The organism is Usitatibacter rugosus (assembly GCF_013003965.1).
Classification (GTDB): Bacteria; Pseudomonadota; Gammaproteobacteria; order Burkholderiales; family Usitatibacteraceae; genus Usitatibacter; species Usitatibacter rugosus.
On the sequence record NZ_CP053069.1, the window covers coordinates 2611694 to 2628539 of the forward strand.

Consider the following 16846-nt stretch of genomic DNA (forward strand, 5'->3'; position numbering starts at 1 on the left):
ACGGCACCTTTTCGAACCCCCGACCTCCCTATGGCGCTGCAGCAAATCACCGACGAGCAGATCCGCACCTGGACCCGCGACCAGAAGGACCGCTGGTGGCTGGAAAACGTGTTCCGCGGCGACATGGCGCAGCTCACGATCCGCTCCGCGATCACGGGCTTCTTCCTGGGGGGCGTGCTGGCGGCCACGGCGCTCTATATCGCGGCGAAGACCGGCATCACCATCGGCGTGGGCCTCACCTCCGTGATCCTCGCCTTCGCGATCTACAAGCTGATGGCGCAGGCGAACATCTCGCAGGACTTCACGATCCTCGAGAACAACTGCACGCAGTCGATCGCCACCGCCGCGGGCTACATGGTGACCCCGCTCGCCTCCAGCCTCGCCGCCTACATGCTGGTCACCGGCACGGTCATCCCCGGCTTGCACATGATGGTGTGGATGATCGTGTGCTCCGTGCTGGGCGTGCTGCTCGCCTTCCCGTTGAAGCGCCGCTTCATCAACGACGACCAGCTCCCCTTCCCCGAGGGCCGCGCCGCGGGCGTGGTGCTCGATGCGCTGTACACCGGCGCCGAGAAGGCGGGCCTGTTCAAGGCGAAGCTGCTCGCCTACACCGCGCTCCTCGCCGGCGCCTACCAGGCGATCATCTCCGACGGCTGGATGCGGATCGTGCAGTTCTCCAAGGACCCGTGGGTCTTCCACGAGCGCCTCGACAGCTACTACTACGCCGCCGCCGCGAAATTCGGCTGGGGCATCCCGACGATCCTCGGCACCGACATCCGCCAGCTCGGGCTTCGACTCACGCTCGACGTGGCGATGCTGGGCGTGGGCGGCCTCATGGGCATGGCCGTGGCCACGAGCGTGCTGCTCGGGATGCTGATCAACTTCACGGTGCTGGCACCGATCATGATCCAGGCCGGCGAGATTGCCGTGCGCATCGGGCCCACCGGCCAGCCGGTACCGATCAGCCGCATCGAGATCGTGAACCAGTGGTCGCTCTGGTGGGGTGTCACGATGATGGTCGTGGGCTCGCTCGTGAGCCTGCTCGGCCGCCCGGAGATCTTCACCAGCTTCTTCAGGCGCAAGTCCCGCGCGGCGGGCGAGAGCGGCAAGCACGACGTGCTGAAGCACATCGAGTTCCCGCTGTGGATCTCCGCGATCGGCGTGCCGGTGTTCAGCGTCCTGGGTGCGGCGGTGACGCACTACTTCTTCGGCGTGCCGTGGCTGCTCGCGTTCATCTCGCTGCCGCTGATCTTCGTGCTCTCGATCATCTGCGCCAACTCGATGGCGCTCACGTCGTGGACGCCCACGGGTGCGCTCTCGAAGATCACGCAGTTCTCGATGGGCGCCATCGACCGGACCAACCCGGCCTCGAACCTGATTCCCGCCGGCATGACCGGGGAGATCGCGTCCAACGCGTCGAACCTGCTCTCCGACATCAAGCCGGGCTACATGCTCGGCGCCAAGCCGCGCCAGCAGGCGGTGGGCCATGTGATCGGCATCCTCTCGGGGGCGCTCTTCTGCGTGCCGCTCTTCTTCCTGCTCTTCCTGCCGCCCGACGCGTCCGGCAACCGCTCCGTCGAGAAGATGGTCTCCGACAACTTCGCGTTCCCCGCGGCGCTCCAGTGGAAAGGCGTCGCGGAGCTGATCGCGAAAGGCATCGGCTCGCTCCCCCACTCCGCGGTCGTGTCGATGATCGTCGCGGCCTGCGCGGCCGCCGCCATCGAGATCGCGAAGATCGTGACCAAGGGCCGCTTCCCGCTCTCCGCCGTCTCGATCGGCCTGGGCGTGGTGCTGCCGCCGGAAGCGACGTTCGCCATGTGGGTCGGCGCGCTGATGTTCTGGCTGATGGGCCGCAAGCACAAGGAAAAAGGAACCCGGGGCCACGAGTTCTGGGTGGAAGGCATGGAGCCCATCTGCGCGGGCCTCATCTCCGGTGCCGCGCTGGTCGGCATCGGCAACGCCATCGTCAACGTGCTGGTATGAGGCCGGATCCCATGCTCAAGATCGCCGCGATAGTGCTCGCCCTCTCGACCGCCACCCTGCTTCCGGGCTGCGCGGTCTCCGAGCAGGACAAGTCCGAGAAGGAATGGCGGCGCGCGGAGTGCAACCGCGTGATCGACCAGGAAGCCCGGGAGCGCTGCCTGAAGCAGCTCTAGCGGCTACGCGAGCCCTGCCGCGGCGAGCTCGCGCTTCACGTACGCGTAGTAGATCGGCGCGGCGACCACGCCCGGGATGCCGAAGGCGGCCTCCATCGCGAGCATGGCGAGCAGGAGCTCCCACGCCTGCGCCGAGATGCGTGACCCCACGATGCGGGCGTTGAGGAAGTACTCGAGCTTGTGGATCACGACCAGGAAGATGAGCGAGGCCACCGCCATCTGCGGCGAGTGCGCGAGGCTCAACACCACGATCACCGTGTTCGAGATGAGGTTGCCCAGCACCGGCAGCAGGCCGGCCACGAAGGTCACCACCACCATCGTCTTCGCGAGCGGCAGGTGGATGCCGAACAGCGGCAGCACCACCAGGATGTAGGCGGCGGTGAATACGGTGTTCAGCGCCGAGATCGTCACCTGCGCGAACACGACACGCCGGAAGGCTTCGGCGAAATGCGCGCAGCGCTCGGCAAGCGCGGCGGTGAGCGGGGCCAGCGGTGCCGCCTGCGTCGCGTGGCGCATGGCCACCATCGCGCCGATCACGATGCCCACCAGCATGTGCGCCGCGGCCACGCCGGCGTCCTTGCCGTAGCCCTGCAGCGATTGGGCGTGCTCGCGCAGCCACGCGACCGCGACATCCTTGATGTCGTCCACGCTCTCGGGCAATGACTCGATCACCGGGGCCGGCAGCATCCGCCGCGAGCTCTCGAGGACCTCCGCCATCTTGGCGGCGAGCGCCGCGAGGCTGTTCTCGTCGCGCAGGAGCGCCACGATCGCCATGATCGCGCCGGCCACCAGCCCCGCCACCGCGATCGCGAGCAGCGCGATCACCAGCAGCTTCGCGCGCTGGCTGGAGAGCCGCCGCTCGAGCAGCCGCCCGCCGATGTGCGCGAGCTCGTAGACCAGGAGCCCGGCCAGCAGCGCCGGCAGCAGGTGGAAATACAGGACGAAGACGAGCACGCCCCCGGCCAGCCCATACGAGATTTGCTGCAGTCGCCCGGCCGGCATCAGGTGTCCCCGAAGAGCGCGGCCGGCGCCTCCTCGAGGATGCGCTTGCGGACGGCCGCGTCGGGGATGCTGCGCTCGAAGAGCGCGTACGTCGAGTCGTACGTGGCGAGGGACTCGTGCTGGGTGTGCGGCCAATCGCTGCCCCAGAGCAGGCGATCGGGAGCAAAAGCGTCGAGCAGCCGTTGCGTGAGCGCCGTTCCGGTCGCATCGCCACCGCACCGGTATGCCCCCGACACCTTCACCCAGACGTTGCCGCTCGGGCCCAGGCCGAGCAGATGCCGGAACCCCGCGTCATCGGGCGAGTAGCAGCGGCCGAAGTGATCGACGGCGATGCGCACGCCCTGCGCGACCAGTGTGTGGAGCAGGCGCGGCAGGTCGCCCGACTCGCGATGCAGCTCCACGTGCCAGCGGCGGCGCGCGAGCTCGCGGTGGAATTCCGGATACGGACCCGAAGCGAAGTCCGGCAGCGGCAGGCCGATCAGGTTGTAGCGCACGCCGACCACGTTGTCCTTCGCGAGCGCGTCGAGCGCCGCGGCATCGATCGCCGGATTCACCACGGCCACCGCCTTCAGGCGGTGCGGGTAGCGCCGCACGGCTTCCAGCATCAGCGAGTTGTCGGTGCCGAGGAAGCTCGGCTGGATCAGGAGGCCACCGCCCAGCGCATGGCGATCGAGGTGGGCGATGAAGGCGTCGACCGGCGCGTCGTGCGTGGGACGGTGCCGCGCGCCTTCGATCAGCCGCAGCGGTCCGTGCCAGACATGCGCATGCGTGTCGTAGGCACGTGAACCCACGCTACTGCGCCTGCAGGTTCAGGCCCTTCGCGACGGCTCCGAGCGACGCGTACTCGGTCTCGAGCATGCGGCGCAGCTCCGCGCCCTTGCGGATCTGCACGATCTCGCCCGCCTTCTCCACGTACGCCTTCGTGGCCGGCGTGGACATCGCCTTCTCGAACGCGGCCTCGAGCTTGGCGACCGTTTCGGGCGGCGTCCCCTTCGGCACGAGGATCGCGCGCCAGAGCATCGTCTCTTCCCCCGGGATGCCAAGGTCCTTCAGGCTCGCGGCACCCGGCAACGCGGGAAGGCGCTCGGCCGAAGTCACCACGAGGCATTTCGACTTGCCGCTCGCGACCGACGGCAGGATCGGCGCGGGCGAGCCCACGTAGATGTCCACGTGGCCGCCGAGGAAGTTGGTGAGCGTCTCGCCGGCACCCTTGAACGGCACGTCGCGCACCTTCACGCCAAGCGCCTTGTAGACGCGCGCGGCCGAGAGCTGGCCCGTGCCCCCGATGCCGTCGTTGCCGAAGGTGTACTTGTCCGGGTTCTTCTTCAGCTCGGCGACGAGGTCGGCGCCGCTCGCCGCCGGGAACTTGGCATCCACGCACATCACGTACGGCGTATGCGAGAGCTCGATCACGGGGATGTAGTCCGTGGTCGAGTACGGCGTGGCCTTCAGCGTGTGCGGCGTGGCGGTGAGCGGGCTGCTCCAGATGCCCGCGAGGGTGAGGCCGTCGGGCTTGGAATTGGTGAGCTTGGCCACACCGATCGTGCCGCCGGCGCCGGGCACGTTCTCGACCATGACGTTCTGCTGCAGGAAAGGCTCCGCTTCCTTGCCGACCACGCGGAAGAACCCATCCGTGCCGCCGCCCGGGGGCGTCGGCACGATGATCTTCACGACCTGGGCCTGGGCGCCGACTGCGGCGAACGTGACGAACGCGAAGCAAGCGGCGCGAAGCATGGGTTCTCCTTTTTCGAAACAGGGCAAGGCGTGGGACAGGTTACCGGTGGAAGTACGGATCGAAGACCCGGACCTCCTCGACCCGGTCCACGGGCAGGCCGTTTTTCTCGGCGACACTCCGGATGGCCTCCGGGCTGGGGCCGTCGTAGATGCAGTAGGTTTTCTTGCGGTCGGGGGTCACGTAGGAGTGGATCCACGTGACGCCGCCGGCCAGGTTGTTGGCGACGACCGAGGCGCAGATCCGGGCGCCCACGTCGTTGATGGGGATGGCGAGGCCCTCGGGAAAGGTTCGCTCGACGAGATAGCGGGGCATTCTGCAACTCCAACCGGTGGGGAAGGTCCGATTCTAGAGTGCCGAATCCGCCATTGTCTTGTCACCGTACGAGGTGGAGAATGGCCCCCTCCCGATGAAGACCGCCGTCCGCACCGTTGCGCGTAATTCCACCGCTCCCGGTTCCCGGGCGCGCCCGCGCGCCCTGCCCGAGGCCGAGCCGGCGATCGTCACCCTGGAGCTGCGCGCCCTGGAGGAGCTGAACCAGCTCACCTCGCGCCTGCTCGCCGTCGCCGACCACCGCAACCGCGCCCCGAAGAAGCCCTCCGGCGCCCGCGACGACTTCAGCGCCCTGGTCGCCCACGAGCTGCCGCTGATGGAGCGCCAGCTCGAGCACATGGCGCGCATCCTCGACGACCTGGCCACGCTCTCCCGCCTCACCGAGGGCAAGCTCCCGCTGGCGCGCACGCGCGTGCGGCTCGCCGATGCCGTCTCGGCCGCCCTCGAATACGCGCGACCCGTCCTGGCCGAAGGCGGCCACGAGGTCGCCGTGTCGCTGCCGACGGCCGCCGTTTTCGTGCATGTGGATTCGAAGCGCCTCGCGCAGGCCCTGGGCACGCTGCTGGTCCAGGCGTCGCGCCGCGCGGGCCGCGAGGATCTCCTGCGCATCTCCGCGGTGGTCGAAGGCGCGGAGGTCATCCTCACCGTCCGCGACCATGCGTCACGGGCTCCCCGCGCCGTCGCGTCGATGTTCGGGATCTTCCCGGCCGTCGAAGGCGACGCCGGCGCCATGGCGAGCGGCCTCTGCGTCGGGCTGGCGCTGGTGAAAGCGTTGGTGGACCTGCACGGGGGCTCGGTCATGGCCGAGAGCATCGGCGCGGGACGCCCGACGACCTTCGAAGTCCGGCTGCCCATCCTCCCGGACTAGCGCCGCTCCGCGGCCCCGCAGCCTACTGGCAAACGCTGGGCTGCAACCCGAAGACTTCGCGCTCGATCTGCTTCACGACCACCACGCCGTCCACGGTGTAGCGCAGCGTGCCGTTGGTGCCGTTCGTGAAGGAGAGCGTCATCGTCCCGACGTCCTCGAGGGTGATCGGCGTCCACGGGACCGTGTTGAACGCGGGGCCTGAAGCACGCCTCAACGTTCCCGTGAAGGACCCGTCCGCCTGGCGCTTCAGCGCGTCGCCCACGAACCAGGCGTCGCGCCCGTCCGCGGCATACGTGAACAGCGTCGCGAAGATGATCGTGCCCTGGTGCGTGAGGTTGATGCCCCAGCCGGCCTCCTGCGGGTTCCACCAGAGGTCCTGGTAGTTCGTGGCGCCCGTGCGCGGTGCGGAGGTGAAGGTGCAGAGGGGTGCCGCACCGAAACGCTGGCGCGTGATCACCTTGCTCACCGTGAGCCCGTTGACCGTGTAGACGAGCGTCCCGCTGTCCGGGCCGGAGAACGTGATCGAGAGCGTGCCCACCTGCGTGAGCGCATAGGCGCCCCAAGGCTGCGCGTTGAAGGCCGGGCCGGTGGCGCGGTAGAGCGCGCCCGCGAATGAGCCGTTCGGCTGGCGCGCGAGCGCCGAGGCCACGAGCCACATGTTGCGTCGGTCGGGGGCGTAGGTGAACACGGTGGCGAAGATCGTCTCGCCCTGCTGGTTCAGGTTCATGCCCCAGCCCGACTCCGCCGCGTTCCACCAGAGGTCGGTGTAGTTCGCGACCCCCGTGCCGGCGGTGAAGGTGGTCGTGATGCCGTAGGTGCCGACGTCGCCGTCGAAGCCCGTTACTTGCAGGTAGTACGTGTCCGCGCCGTTGACCGTGGCGCCGATCTGGAAGTTGACCTCGGTGCCGAGCACGATGTCGTCGTTCTCCGCGATCAGCGACGTGCCGTCGGCGCGATAGAGGCGGCCGTACATGTCGGTCGTGCCGGTGGAGCGCACGCTGAACGTGCCGGGGCCGTCGAACGTGATGCGGAACCAGTCCTGGTCGGTGCGGCTCTGCAGGCCGCCGGCGGCGCTGCCCGTCGGGGCGAGCGGCGTGGCCGTCGAGAACGTGTTGCCGTGGTCGTCCGGAAGCTCGAAGGCGGATTGCACGCCATACGCGCCCGTGGCGCCCGCATGGCTGGTCACCTTGAGCAGGTACGTGCCCGGCGTGACCGGGATCACCATCTCGAAATTGCGGTCGGAGGACGAGCGGTCGTCGCTCATGACGATGCGCGTCAGGCCATCCGAAGCGTAGACCTCGCCGATCACGTCGAGCGGCGCGCCGTTCGAGGGGCTGAACGAGCGGATCGTCCAGTTGCCGGAGCTCGCGAAGGTGGTGCGGAACCAGTCCGCGTCGCCGTCGCGATTCATCTGCGCCACGATGCGCGCGTCGGCGCGCAGCAGTGTTGCCGAGCCCGCGGAATCCGAATGGTCATCGGCCGCGTTGGGGCCGGCGAGGAACGTCGAGGCGAGCGGATAGGCCTTGGAGAAGTCCGAATACGACGCGACGTTGCCCGTGTTGCCGCACGCGTTGCTGGCCGGGCTGCCGAAGAGCGTGCCGCGGAAGATGCCGGTACCGGTGAGCAGCGGCGAGCCGCTGCTGCCGCCCTCGATGATCCCCTGCGACATCGCGATGCGGTTGAAAGGCTGGCCGAACGTAAGGCCCGTATCGGAATCGGTCACGCGCACGCTCGCCGCGACGCTGCCCGCCATGTAGCGCTGCGCCTCGCCGTTCGGATGGTGGATGCCGAAGACCGCGGAGTTCACCGTGAGCGGGCTGGGATCCCATCCGAGGAAATGCGCGCCGGCGGGCGCCGCATTCATGAGACGCAGCAACGTGAAGTCCGTGTCGAAGTCGGCCATCAGCAGCGTGGCACCGCCCGTGAGGCGCGTGGGCGAGGCCGGCGTACCGCCGCACACGGCCGGGTAGTAGAAGAACCACGACTCCAGCGTCGCCGCCACCGCCGAGCTCGAGATGCAATGGTTCGCCGTCGCGAAGAGCGGCGTCATGGAGCTCGCGTTGTCGTTCAGCAGCGATCCCGTGCAGACGAACGCGCTGCCGTCCTTCACGAAGCGCATGCGCGCGACGCCCTTCCCGTCCGTGCGGACGTTGGGATCGGAGACGCACGCGATGTCCACGTGGCACGCGAAGTCGAGGGCCTTGCTGAAGCCGTGCGAGACGTCGATCACGCGGAAGGCGAGCTGCTGCGGCAGGGGCTTCCGCGCGCTCCAGAGCTCGATCACCTGGACGTCACCGTCGCTGGTGTTGGTCCAGTGCTCGATGGGCCAGGTGCCGCCCGAGAGCTTGAAGAGATCGGATGCGTCGACGCGCGTGACTTCGCCGCCCGACGCCGACGCGGCACGGACCTGCAGGTCGGCCGGCATGGCGGTGAAGAGCAGGCCCACGCGTAGTTGCACGGCTCCGGGCGACACGACCCGAATGCGGCTTGCGTATCCGCCCGCGGCGGCAACCCACGTGAGCGACGAGGCATCGATCGAAGGCTGCGACTCGACCTCGAAGCGGCGCGAGACGCCCACTTGGTGGAAGGGAAGATCGGCGATGGCGCTCTTGGCTTCCGCGCCCAGGGGCGGCAACGCGAGGACCGCGTCCGGACCCGCCCCCAACTGGAGTTGCTCGAAGCGCTTCGGGCTACCGCCGTCGAACGGCTTCGTGACGCCCGAGACGCCCGCGCCCTGGACGAGCAGCGAGACGGTGAAGAGCGCGACGAAGGCGGAGAGGCGAATTCCCATGCTGCAATTTTACCGCCTTCGGGGTGCTTGTGGGCGAGAAAACAACAAGTGTTGTCAGAAAGCGACAGATGTAACCGAAGCGGGAAAAATCCCTTTCAGAATCACCACTTGGGGATGCGCAGGGTCTTGCTGATCATCAGCGAGCCGGACAGCGCGAAAAGCAATACCAGCGGATGGAGCGTCCAGGGTCCGAGGGCCCACGCTCCGCCGTACAGCGACTCGCCGATCCGCCCCTGCCAGCACGCGAAGGCGAGCACGCCGGTGAGGGCCACGCTCGTGGGGATAGGCGTTCCTTCGAAGTACTTCACCTTGCCGCCCTCGTTGCCTTCGGCGAGCGTCTCCGCGGTCACGTTGAAGCGCGCGAGGCGGCTCACGCCGCAGCAGACGAAATACGCGAGCACCACGGCATCCCAACCCCCGCGCATGCCAGCTGCGAAAGCCAGCGACGCCGGGGCGACCCCGAAGGAGATCACGTCGGCCAGCGAATCGAGCTCGCGCCCGAGCGTGGAGTGCTCGTTGCGGGCGCGGGCGATCTTGCCGTCCAGCACGTCGAAGATGAAGGCCGCCGGCGCGAACGCCGCCGCCGCGAGGAAGTGCGAGGGCGATGCGTCGGCCATGAAGAGCATGGCGAGCATCACGCCCGCCATGCCGCAGGCCGCGTTGCCGAGGGTAAAGAAATCCGCGACGTGGAAGTCGCGGATCATCGAGAAGTGTCGCTTCATGGAGGATCGACCGGTAAACGGCGCAATCGTTTCATCGCAACGACGTAGGAATCCGCCGCGACTACTCGGGCAGGGCCTGCAAGGCGAACGCCGCCTTGGTCGCTTCGTCCACCGCGAGGCCCAGCGGACCGAACCACTTCGCGTGGAGCTTCTCCATCTCGCCGCTGCGCATCAGGCCCGCGAGGGTCTTCGCGACCAGCAACTTGAAGTCCGGATCCCCGCGCCGGAACATCAGCCCGAAAGGCTCATACGAGAGCGTGCGGCCGACGACTGCGTAGTCCGAGGGATTCCGGGCGTTCGCCTTGAGACCGTAGAGCTGCACGTCGTCGCTCACGTTCGCATCGACCCGGCCGCTCTCGAGCACCAGGAAGCCTTCCGCATGGTCCTTCACGTTGAGGACCTTGATGCCGAGGTTGAGCTTCTCGGAGAGGTTCTTGATCACGCGCTCGTTGGTCGTGCCCTGCGAGACCGAGATGGTCTTGCCTTTCAGGTCCTCGACCTCCTTGATGCCCGACTTCGCCTTCACGAGCAGCCGCGTGCCGCCGATGAACGTGACGGGCGAGAACTCCGCCTGCTTCTGGCGCGTGAGCGTGTTGGTGGTGGAGCCGCACTCGAGGTCCACGGTGCCGTTGGCCACGAGCGGGATGCGCGTCTGCGAGATCACCGGGATGTGCTTCACCTGCAGGTTGGGCAGGTTCAGCTCCGCCTTCACGGCGTCGACGACCTTCATGCACAGGTCCATCGAATAGCCGACGGGCTGCTGCTTCTCGTTCAGGAAGGAGAACGGCACGGAGGTGTCGCGGATGCCGAGCGAGATGGCGTTGGCGTCCTTGATCTTCTTCAGCGTGCCCGTGAGGTCCTGCGCGCTGGCCGACGTGGCGGCGAGTGTCACGACGACGGCGGCGAATGCCTTCATGGCGAATCCTGGAGGGAGTGGAACGCCATGATACCGACGCCGCGTGTCAGCCCTTGTGTTTTCCCGGCTTCGCCTTGTGCGGCACGTTCCAGCCGAAATAGACCTCGACGTCGACGATCTTGTCGCCGCGCACGGTGTGGATCTCCGTGTTGCGGAATGTCTCCTTGCCCATGCGGCCCTCGTAGGTCACGAAGGCATGATCGCCATCGACGGCCAGGCGCTCGATCTCGAAGCCGTCGATGCGCTCGCTGTTCGGCCAGCACACGTCGAAGTAAGTCTTGCGATCGATGCGGTTGTCGAGGGGACTCGTGAAGTGGAAGTCGTCGGCGAGCAACGCCTCGATCGCCGCGCGGTCCTTCGTGGCGTAGGCCTCGAAGCACGCGCGGACGGACTTCTCGATGTGATCTGCTTGCATGGCAACCTCCTCGATGTCGTGAATCCGTTCGACCGCGAGGAGGGGCCGCGAGTTTCTACGCCGCCCGCTTCAATCCGGCCTTGGTGAAGCTGAAGACTCCACCCTTCGCATCCACGCGGATCGTGTCCTTCGGGCCGAACTTGCCCTCGAGCAGCGCCTTCGACAACGGGTTCTCGATCTCCGACTGGATCGCGCGCTTCAGCGGCCGCGCGCCGTAGACCGGATCGAAGCCCGCCTTCGCGAGCTCGGAGAGCGCGGCATCGGACACTTCGAGGGCCATGTCCATCGCGGCCACGCGCTCCTCGAGCTGCTTCAGTTGCACGCGGGCGATGCCCTCGATGTTCTTCTCGTCCAGGCCATGGAACACGACGATCTCGTCGATGCGGTTGATGAATTCGGGGCGGAAATGCGTCTTCACTTCACCCATCACGGCGAGCTTCACCACCTGGTAATCCTGCCCTTGCATCTGCTGGATCATCTGCGAGCCCAGGTTGCTGGTCATGATGATCACGGTGTTCTTGAAGTTCACGACGCGGCCCTGGCCATCCGTCATGCGGCCATCGTCCAGCACTTGCAGGAGGACGTTGAACACTTCCGGGTGCGCCTTCTCGACTTCGTCGAGCAGGATCACGGAGTAGGGCTTCCGGCGAACCATCTCGGTCAACTGGCCGCCCTCCTCGTAGCCGACGTAGCCCGGGGGCGCTCCGAGCAGCCGCGCGACGGAGTGCTTCTCCATGTACTCGGACATGTCGATGCGAATGAGGTGGTCCTCGGAATCGAAGAGGAATTCCGCGAGCGCCTTCGAAAGCTCCGTCTTGCCCACGCCGGTCGGGCCCAGGAACAGGAACGATCCATACGGGCGCTTCGGATCCGAAAGACCCGAGCGCGAGCGGCGGATGGCATCCGAGACGAGGCGCACGGCTTCGTCCTGGCCGATCACGCGGCGATGCAGGCGATCCTCCATGTGCAGGAGCTTCTCGCGCTCGCCGGTCAGCATCTTCGACACGGGAATGCCGGTCGAGCGAGCGACCACTTCCGCGATCTCTTCCACGCCGACCTGCGTGCGCAGCAGCTTCGGCTTGTCCTTCGATTCGCCCTGCGCTTCCGCGGCCTTGAGCTGCTTCTCCAGCTCCGGGATCTTGCCGTACTGGATCTCGGACATCTTCGACCAGTCGCCCTTGCGCTTGGCCTCGTCCATCGCGAGCTTGGCTTTCTCGAGCTCCTCCTTCACGTGCGTCGAGCCGTGCACGCGCGCCTTCTCGGCCTTGAGGATCTCGTCGTAGTCCGAATACTCCTTGTCGAGGCGCTTGATCTCGTCCTCGATCAGGCCGAGGCGCTTCTGCGACGCCTCGTCCTTCTCGCGCTTCACGGCCTCGCGCTCGATCTTGAGCTGGATGATGCGGCGGTCGAGCCTATCCATCACCTCCGGCTTGGAGTCGATCTCCATCTTGATGCGCGACGCGGCCTCGTCGATGAGGTCGATCGCCTTGTCCGGAAGGAAGCGGTCGGTGATGTAGCGGTGCGAGAGCTCGGCCGCGGCGACGATCGCCGGGTCGGTGATGTCCACGCCGTGGTGGACCTCGTACTTCTCCTGGAGGCCGCGCAGGATCGCGATGGTGTCTTCCACCGACGGCTCGTCGACGAGCACCTTCTGGAAGCGGCGCTCGAGCGCGGCATCCTTCTCGATGTACTTGCGGTATTCGTCGAGCGTGGTGGCGCCCACGCAGTGCAGCTCGCCGCGCGCGAGCGCGGGCTTCAGCATGTTGCCGGCATCCATGGAGCCTTCGGCCTTGCCGGCACCCACCATGGTGTGCAGCTCGTCGATGAACACGATCGACTTGCCCGCGTCCGCCGTGAGCTCCTTCAGCACCGCCTTGAGGCGCTCCTCGAATTCACCGCGGTACTTGGCGCCCGCGATGAGCAAGCCCATGTCGAGCGACAGCACGCGCTTGCCGCGAAGGCCCTCGGGCACTTCTTCATTGACGATGCGCTGCGCCAGCCCCTCGACGATCGCGGTCTTGCCCACGCCGGGCTCGCCGATCAGCACCGGGTTGTTCTTGGTCCGGCGCTGCAGGACCTGGATCACGCGGCGGATCTCCTCGTCGCGGCCGATGACCGGGTCGAGCTTGCCCTGGCGGGCTCGCTCGGTGAGATCGACGGTGTATTTCTTCAGAGCCTCGCGCTGGCCCTCGGCATCGGCGCTGTTCACGTTGCCGTAGCCGCGCACGGCCTTGATCGCCGCCTCGACGGCGGTCGGTTCGGCGCCGTGCTTCTTGAGCAACTTGCCGGTTTCGCCCTTGTCGTGGAGCGCGGCCACGAGGAAGAGCTCGGAGGAGATGAACTGGTCGCCTCGCTTCGTGGCGTCCTTGTCGGTGATGTTGAGCAGGTTGTTCAGGTCGCGCGAGACGGAGATCTCGCCGCCGGTGCCCTCGACCTTCGGCAGGCGATCGACGGATGCCTCGAGGTCGGCCGAGAGCGGCTGTACGGCCACGCCGGAGCGCTGCAGCAGCGACGCAATGCCGCCGTCAGGATCCTTCAGGAGCGCCAGCAGCAGGTGCTGGGGCTCGATGTACGCGTTGTCGTGTGCGAGGGCCTGGCTCTGGGCGTCGGCCAGGGCCTGCTGGAACTTAGTCGTCAGCTTGTCGATCCGCATAGGTATCATTCCCTTGTGATGCGAAAGACGTGGGGCGTTAGCCCTACGGTTTCAAGGCCTTTTTACCTTTTTACACGCCATGTCCGACCCCTTCCACGCCCTAGAGGAAACCGTTACCGCCGACGTCACGCGCGCCCTGGCGGAAGACGTAGGCGTGGGCGACCTCACCGCGAGCCTGGTGCCGCGGGACAAGTCCTGCACCGCCCGCCTGCTCACCCGCCAGGATGCGATCCTGTGCGGCGTCGAATGGTTCAACCGCACGGTGGAAGAGCTCGACACCGACGCGGAGATCTTCTGGCACTTCGAGGACGGCGACGAGGTCATGGCCGGCACCCAGCTCTGCGAGATCGAGGGCCGCGCCCGGGCGCTGCTCACCGCCGAGCGGACCGCGCTCAACTTCGTGCAGATGCTTTCCGGCGTAGCAACGCGCACCAACCGCTTCGTGAAGGCCGTGGCCGGAACGAAGGCGCGCATCTACGACACGCGCAAGACGATGCCGGGGCTGCGAATCGCGCAGAAATTCGCCGTGCGCGCCGGCGGCGGCTCGAACCACCGCATCGGCCTGCACGACGGCATCCTCATCAAGGAAAACCACATCCTCGCCGCCGGCGGTATCCGCGCCGCGCTTGAGGAAGCCCGCCATGTCGCCGACCCCGGCACGATGGTGGAAGTCGAAGTCGAGAACCTCGCCCAGCTCGCCGAGGCGCTCGACGCCGGAGCCAAGCTCGTGCTGCTGGACAACTTCGATATCGTGGGCCTGCGCTCCGCCGTCGAAGCCACGGCCGGCCGCGCCGAGCTCGAGGCCTCCGGCGGCGTGAGCCTGGAGAACGTGCGTGCCATCGCCGAGACGGGCGTGGACCGCATCTCGATCGGCTCGCTCACCAAAGACATCGAGGCCATCGATCTCTCGATGCGCTTCATCCACCGATAAGGAAACCATGCGCTCCCTTCTTGCCCTCTGCCTCATCGCCCTGCTCTCCGGCTGCGCCACCACCGCCGAGACCAACCCGCGCGATCCATGGGAGGGCTTCAACCGTCCGGTCTACGCCTTCAACGACACGGTGGACAAGGCGGTCCTGAAGCCCGTGGCCCAGGGCTACCAGAAGGTGATGCCGGAGTTCGCGCAGACCGGGGTGAACAACTTCTTCGGCAACATCAACGACATCGCCACGGGCCTGAACAACATCCTGCAGGGCAAGCCGCAGCAGGGCGTGGGCGACCTCGGCCGTTTCGTCGTGAATAGCGTCGTGGGCATCTTCGGCCTGTGGGACGTGGCCACGCCGATGGGGCTGGACAAGCACGACGAGGACTTCGGCCAGACCCTCGGTGTGTGGGGCGTGCCTTCAGGCCCCTACCTCATGATCCCGCTCTTCGGTCCCAGCACCGCGCGCGATGCGCCGGCTCGCATCGTCGATCCGCAATACGTGTGGGGCCGCTACATCGAGCCGGAATCCGTGGGCTGGATCCTCTTCGGCGTGGACATCACCCGCTCGCGCGCGAACCTGCTCCGCAACGAAAAGCTCCTCGACGACGCGGCGATCGACAAGTATTCGTTCATCCGCGACGCATGGCTGCAGCGCCGCCAGAACCAGGTCTACGACGGCAAGCCGCCGAAGGTGAAGGACGACTTCTAGGCATGTCGCTCGGCTGGAAACTTTTCTTCGTCTTCATCGGCTTTTGCACGCTGATGGGCGGCGTGATGTACATGGCCTTCCGCGAACGGGCGCGCGGCAAGGCTCTCGCGCCAGGTGACATTGCCGCCGGCGAAGCGCAGGATGCCCGGGTACTGATCGTGATCTTCTCCGCCGCCATCGGCGGGTTGCTCCTCACGCTCCTCGTCGCGTGGCTGGTCTTCCTCTAAGACCGCCCGCCCCCTCCGCCTGTCGGCAATCAACGACGGCGCGCCCCTCTCCGGCCGCGGGAACAAATCCGTTTGGCCGCTGTTACCGTATCGATCATCTCAGGAGAAATCCATGCGTCATTTAGCCTCATCCCTCGCCCTCGCGGCCCTCGTCGCCGCCAGCGGCCCCGCCTCGGCGGCATTTCACCTCTTCAGGATCAACGAGGTCTACACCAACAACAATGGCACGGTTCAGTTCGTCGAGCTGACCGCGCTCGCGGGCGGCCAGCAGTTCACGTCGGGACACACGCTGACCATCACCCCGGCCGGTGGTGGGGCCGCCGTGGTCTGCAACTCCGCCCCGAACCTGCCGGGCGACACCAGCGGCAAGAAGATGCTGTTCGGCACGGCCGGCGTGCAGGCCCGGTTCGGCGTGACTCCGGACTACATCTGCCCGAACTCATTCGTCGCGCCGGCGGGAGGCACGATCAACTGGGGTGAAGGATCGGACACTCTCGTCTACCCGGCCCTGCCCGTGGATGGCGCCACGTCGCTCAATACGAGCGGCGTCACTTTCGTGTCCCGGGCCGCTACGCCGCAGAGCTTCGCCGGCTTGCCACCCGCCTATCAGGGCATGTGGTGGCAGGACCCGGGCCAGGAATCCGGCTGGGGCATCAACACCGCGCACCAGGGCGACATCATCTTCGCCACGTGGTTTACCTATGGCGCGGACGGCAAGGGCCTCTGGATGATCCTCTCGAATGCATCGAAGATCGGCGAGGGCCAGTATCGCGGCGACATCTACACGGCACGCGGCCCCCCCTTCAACGCGGAGCCGTTCTTTCCCAACCAGGTCGTGCTCACCAACGTGGGCAACGGGACGTTCACGTTCGGCAACTCGTCGTCGGGCACGTTCCAGTACACCGTCAACGACATCACGCAGACGAAGGACATCACCCGCTTCGTCTTCTCCGCGGGTGCTCCCGAGTGCACGCTCGGCGGAACGCCGACCGGCCTCAACTACCAGGACATCTGGTGGAAGGCTCCCGCCTCGTCCGAATCGGGCTGGGGCCTCAACATCGTGCATCAAGGCAACCGCCTGCTCATGTCGTGGTTCACCTACGACGCGACGGGCAAGGGCCAGTGGCTGCTGATGCCCGACGTCGTGAAAGGGACGGGCGAGTCCTTCAGCGGGAAGATCTACCGCTACACCGGCAACCCGTTCAACAGCACGCCGTGGAACCCGGCATCCGTGATCTCGACCGAAGTCGGGACGGCGACCGTCGTGTTCAGCGACCGCAACAACGGAACGTTCGCGTACACGCTGGACAACATCAGCCAATCGAAGGCGATCACGCGCACGGTGTTCAATCCGGACGGCGCGCAGGCCGCCTGCAACGCCCCCTAAGACCAGCGAC

General features: G+C 66.9%; 16 protein-coding genes. 7 read left to right on the forward strand and 9 right to left on the reverse strand.

What is annotated here, in order from left to right; all coding sequences use genetic code 11:
- Positions 1-30: 30 nt before the first annotated feature.
- Positions 31-1983: an OPT family oligopeptide transporter gene (locus DSM104443_RS12325; RefSeq protein ID WP_171092646.1), complete on the forward strand. Its 1953-nt coding sequence runs from the start codon at positions 31-33 to the stop codon at positions 1981-1983.
- 11 nt (positions 1984-1994) lie between these two features.
- Positions 1995-2156 (forward strand): hypothetical protein, encoded by a 162-nt coding sequence (locus tag DSM104443_RS12330; protein WP_171092648.1) that lies wholly within the window; start codon positions 1995-1997, stop codon positions 2154-2156.
- Between the two features lie 3 nt (positions 2157-2159).
- Here DSM104443_RS12330 and DSM104443_RS12335 read toward each other — a convergent pair whose 3' ends face one another.
- The 4 genes from DSM104443_RS12335 to DSM104443_RS12350 are packed head-to-tail and all read right to left on the reverse strand — an operon-like array spanning position 2160 to position 5205.
- On the reverse strand, positions 2160-3158 hold the full coding sequence (locus DSM104443_RS12335; protein ID WP_171092650.1) for an AI-2E family transporter: 999 nt from the start codon (positions 3156-3158) through the stop codon (positions 2160-2162).
- The gene (locus DSM104443_RS12340) at positions 3158-3949 is read right to left on the reverse strand and encodes an amidohydrolase family protein (protein ID WP_171092652.1); all 792 of its coding nucleotides are present in this window, start codon (positions 3947-3949) and stop codon (positions 3158-3160) included. Before DSM104443_RS12340 ends, DSM104443_RS12335 begins: the two co-directional genes overlap by 1 nt.
- Before the next feature lies 1 nt (position 3950).
- On the reverse strand, positions 3951-4892 hold the full coding sequence (locus tag DSM104443_RS12345) for a Bug family tripartite tricarboxylate transporter substrate binding protein (protein ID WP_171092655.1): 942 nt from the start codon (positions 4890-4892) through the stop codon (positions 3951-3953).
- 40 nt (positions 4893-4932) lie between these two features.
- Complete coding sequence (locus tag DSM104443_RS12350; protein WP_171092657.1) at positions 4933-5205, reverse strand: DUF4242 domain-containing protein; 273 nt, start codon at positions 5203-5205, stop codon at positions 4933-4935.
- 94 nt (positions 5206-5299) lie between these two features.
- Here DSM104443_RS12350 and DSM104443_RS12355 point away from each other — a divergent pair, with 94 nt between their 5' ends.
- Positions 5300-6091, forward strand: coding sequence for a sensor histidine kinase (locus tag DSM104443_RS12355; protein WP_171092659.1), 792 nt, complete (start codon positions 5300-5302; stop codon positions 6089-6091).
- Positions 6092-6113: 22 nt separating this feature from the next.
- Here the strand turns inward: DSM104443_RS12355 and DSM104443_RS12360 are convergent, their stop codons facing one another.
- The 5 genes from DSM104443_RS12360 to clpB all read right to left on the reverse strand — a co-directional run bounded on the left by DSM104443_RS12360 (position 6114) and on the right by clpB (position 13588).
- Positions 6114-8882: a trypsin-like serine peptidase gene (locus tag DSM104443_RS12360; protein WP_171092661.1), complete on the reverse strand. Its 2769-nt coding sequence runs from the start codon at positions 8880-8882 to the stop codon at positions 6114-6116.
- Positions 8883-8983: 101 nt separating this feature from the next.
- Positions 8984-9604 carry a CDP-diacylglycerol--serine O-phosphatidyltransferase gene (gene pssA / locus DSM104443_RS12365; RefSeq protein ID WP_212756646.1) on the reverse strand — a complete coding sequence of 207 codons (621 nt, stop codon included), beginning with the start codon at positions 9602-9604 and terminating at the stop codon, positions 8984-8986.
- A gap of 61 nt (positions 9605-9665) precedes the next feature.
- Positions 9666-10520, reverse strand: coding sequence for an amino acid ABC transporter substrate-binding protein (locus DSM104443_RS12370; RefSeq protein ID WP_171092663.1), 855 nt, complete (start codon positions 10518-10520; stop codon positions 9666-9668).
- A 46-nt stretch (positions 10521-10566) separates the two neighbouring features.
- On the reverse strand, positions 10567-10935 hold the full coding sequence (locus tag DSM104443_RS12375) for a nuclear transport factor 2 family protein (RefSeq protein ID WP_171092664.1): 369 nt from the start codon (positions 10933-10935) through the stop codon (positions 10567-10569).
- Positions 10936-10990: 55 nt separating this feature from the next.
- A complete protein-coding gene (gene clpB, locus DSM104443_RS12380) occupies positions 10991-13588 on the reverse strand; it encodes an ATP-dependent chaperone ClpB (protein WP_171092666.1) in 2598 nt (865 codons plus the stop codon).
- A 79-nt stretch (positions 13589-13667) separates the two neighbouring features.
- Here clpB and nadC point away from each other — a divergent pair, with 79 nt between their 5' ends.
- The 4 genes from nadC to DSM104443_RS12400 all read left to right on the forward strand — a co-directional run bounded on the left by nadC (position 13668) and on the right by DSM104443_RS12400 (position 16836).
- A complete protein-coding gene (gene nadC, locus DSM104443_RS12385; protein ID WP_171092668.1) occupies positions 13668-14519 on the forward strand; it encodes a carboxylating nicotinate-nucleotide diphosphorylase in 852 nt (283 codons plus the stop codon).
- A 7-nt stretch (positions 14520-14526) separates the two neighbouring features.
- Positions 14527-15222, forward strand: a complete 696-nt coding sequence (locus DSM104443_RS12390) for an MlaA family lipoprotein (RefSeq protein WP_171092669.1) — start codon at positions 14527-14529, stop codon at positions 15220-15222.
- 2 nt (positions 15223-15224) lie between these two features.
- The gene (locus tag DSM104443_RS12395; RefSeq protein WP_171092671.1) at positions 15225-15449 is read left to right on the forward strand and encodes a hypothetical protein; all 225 of its coding nucleotides are present in this window, start codon (positions 15225-15227) and stop codon (positions 15447-15449) included.
- Positions 15450-15561: 112 nt separating this feature from the next.
- Complete coding sequence (locus tag DSM104443_RS12400; protein ID WP_171092674.1) at positions 15562-16836, forward strand: hypothetical protein; 1275 nt, start codon at positions 15562-15564, stop codon at positions 16834-16836.
- Positions 16837-16846: the final 10 nt, after the last annotated feature.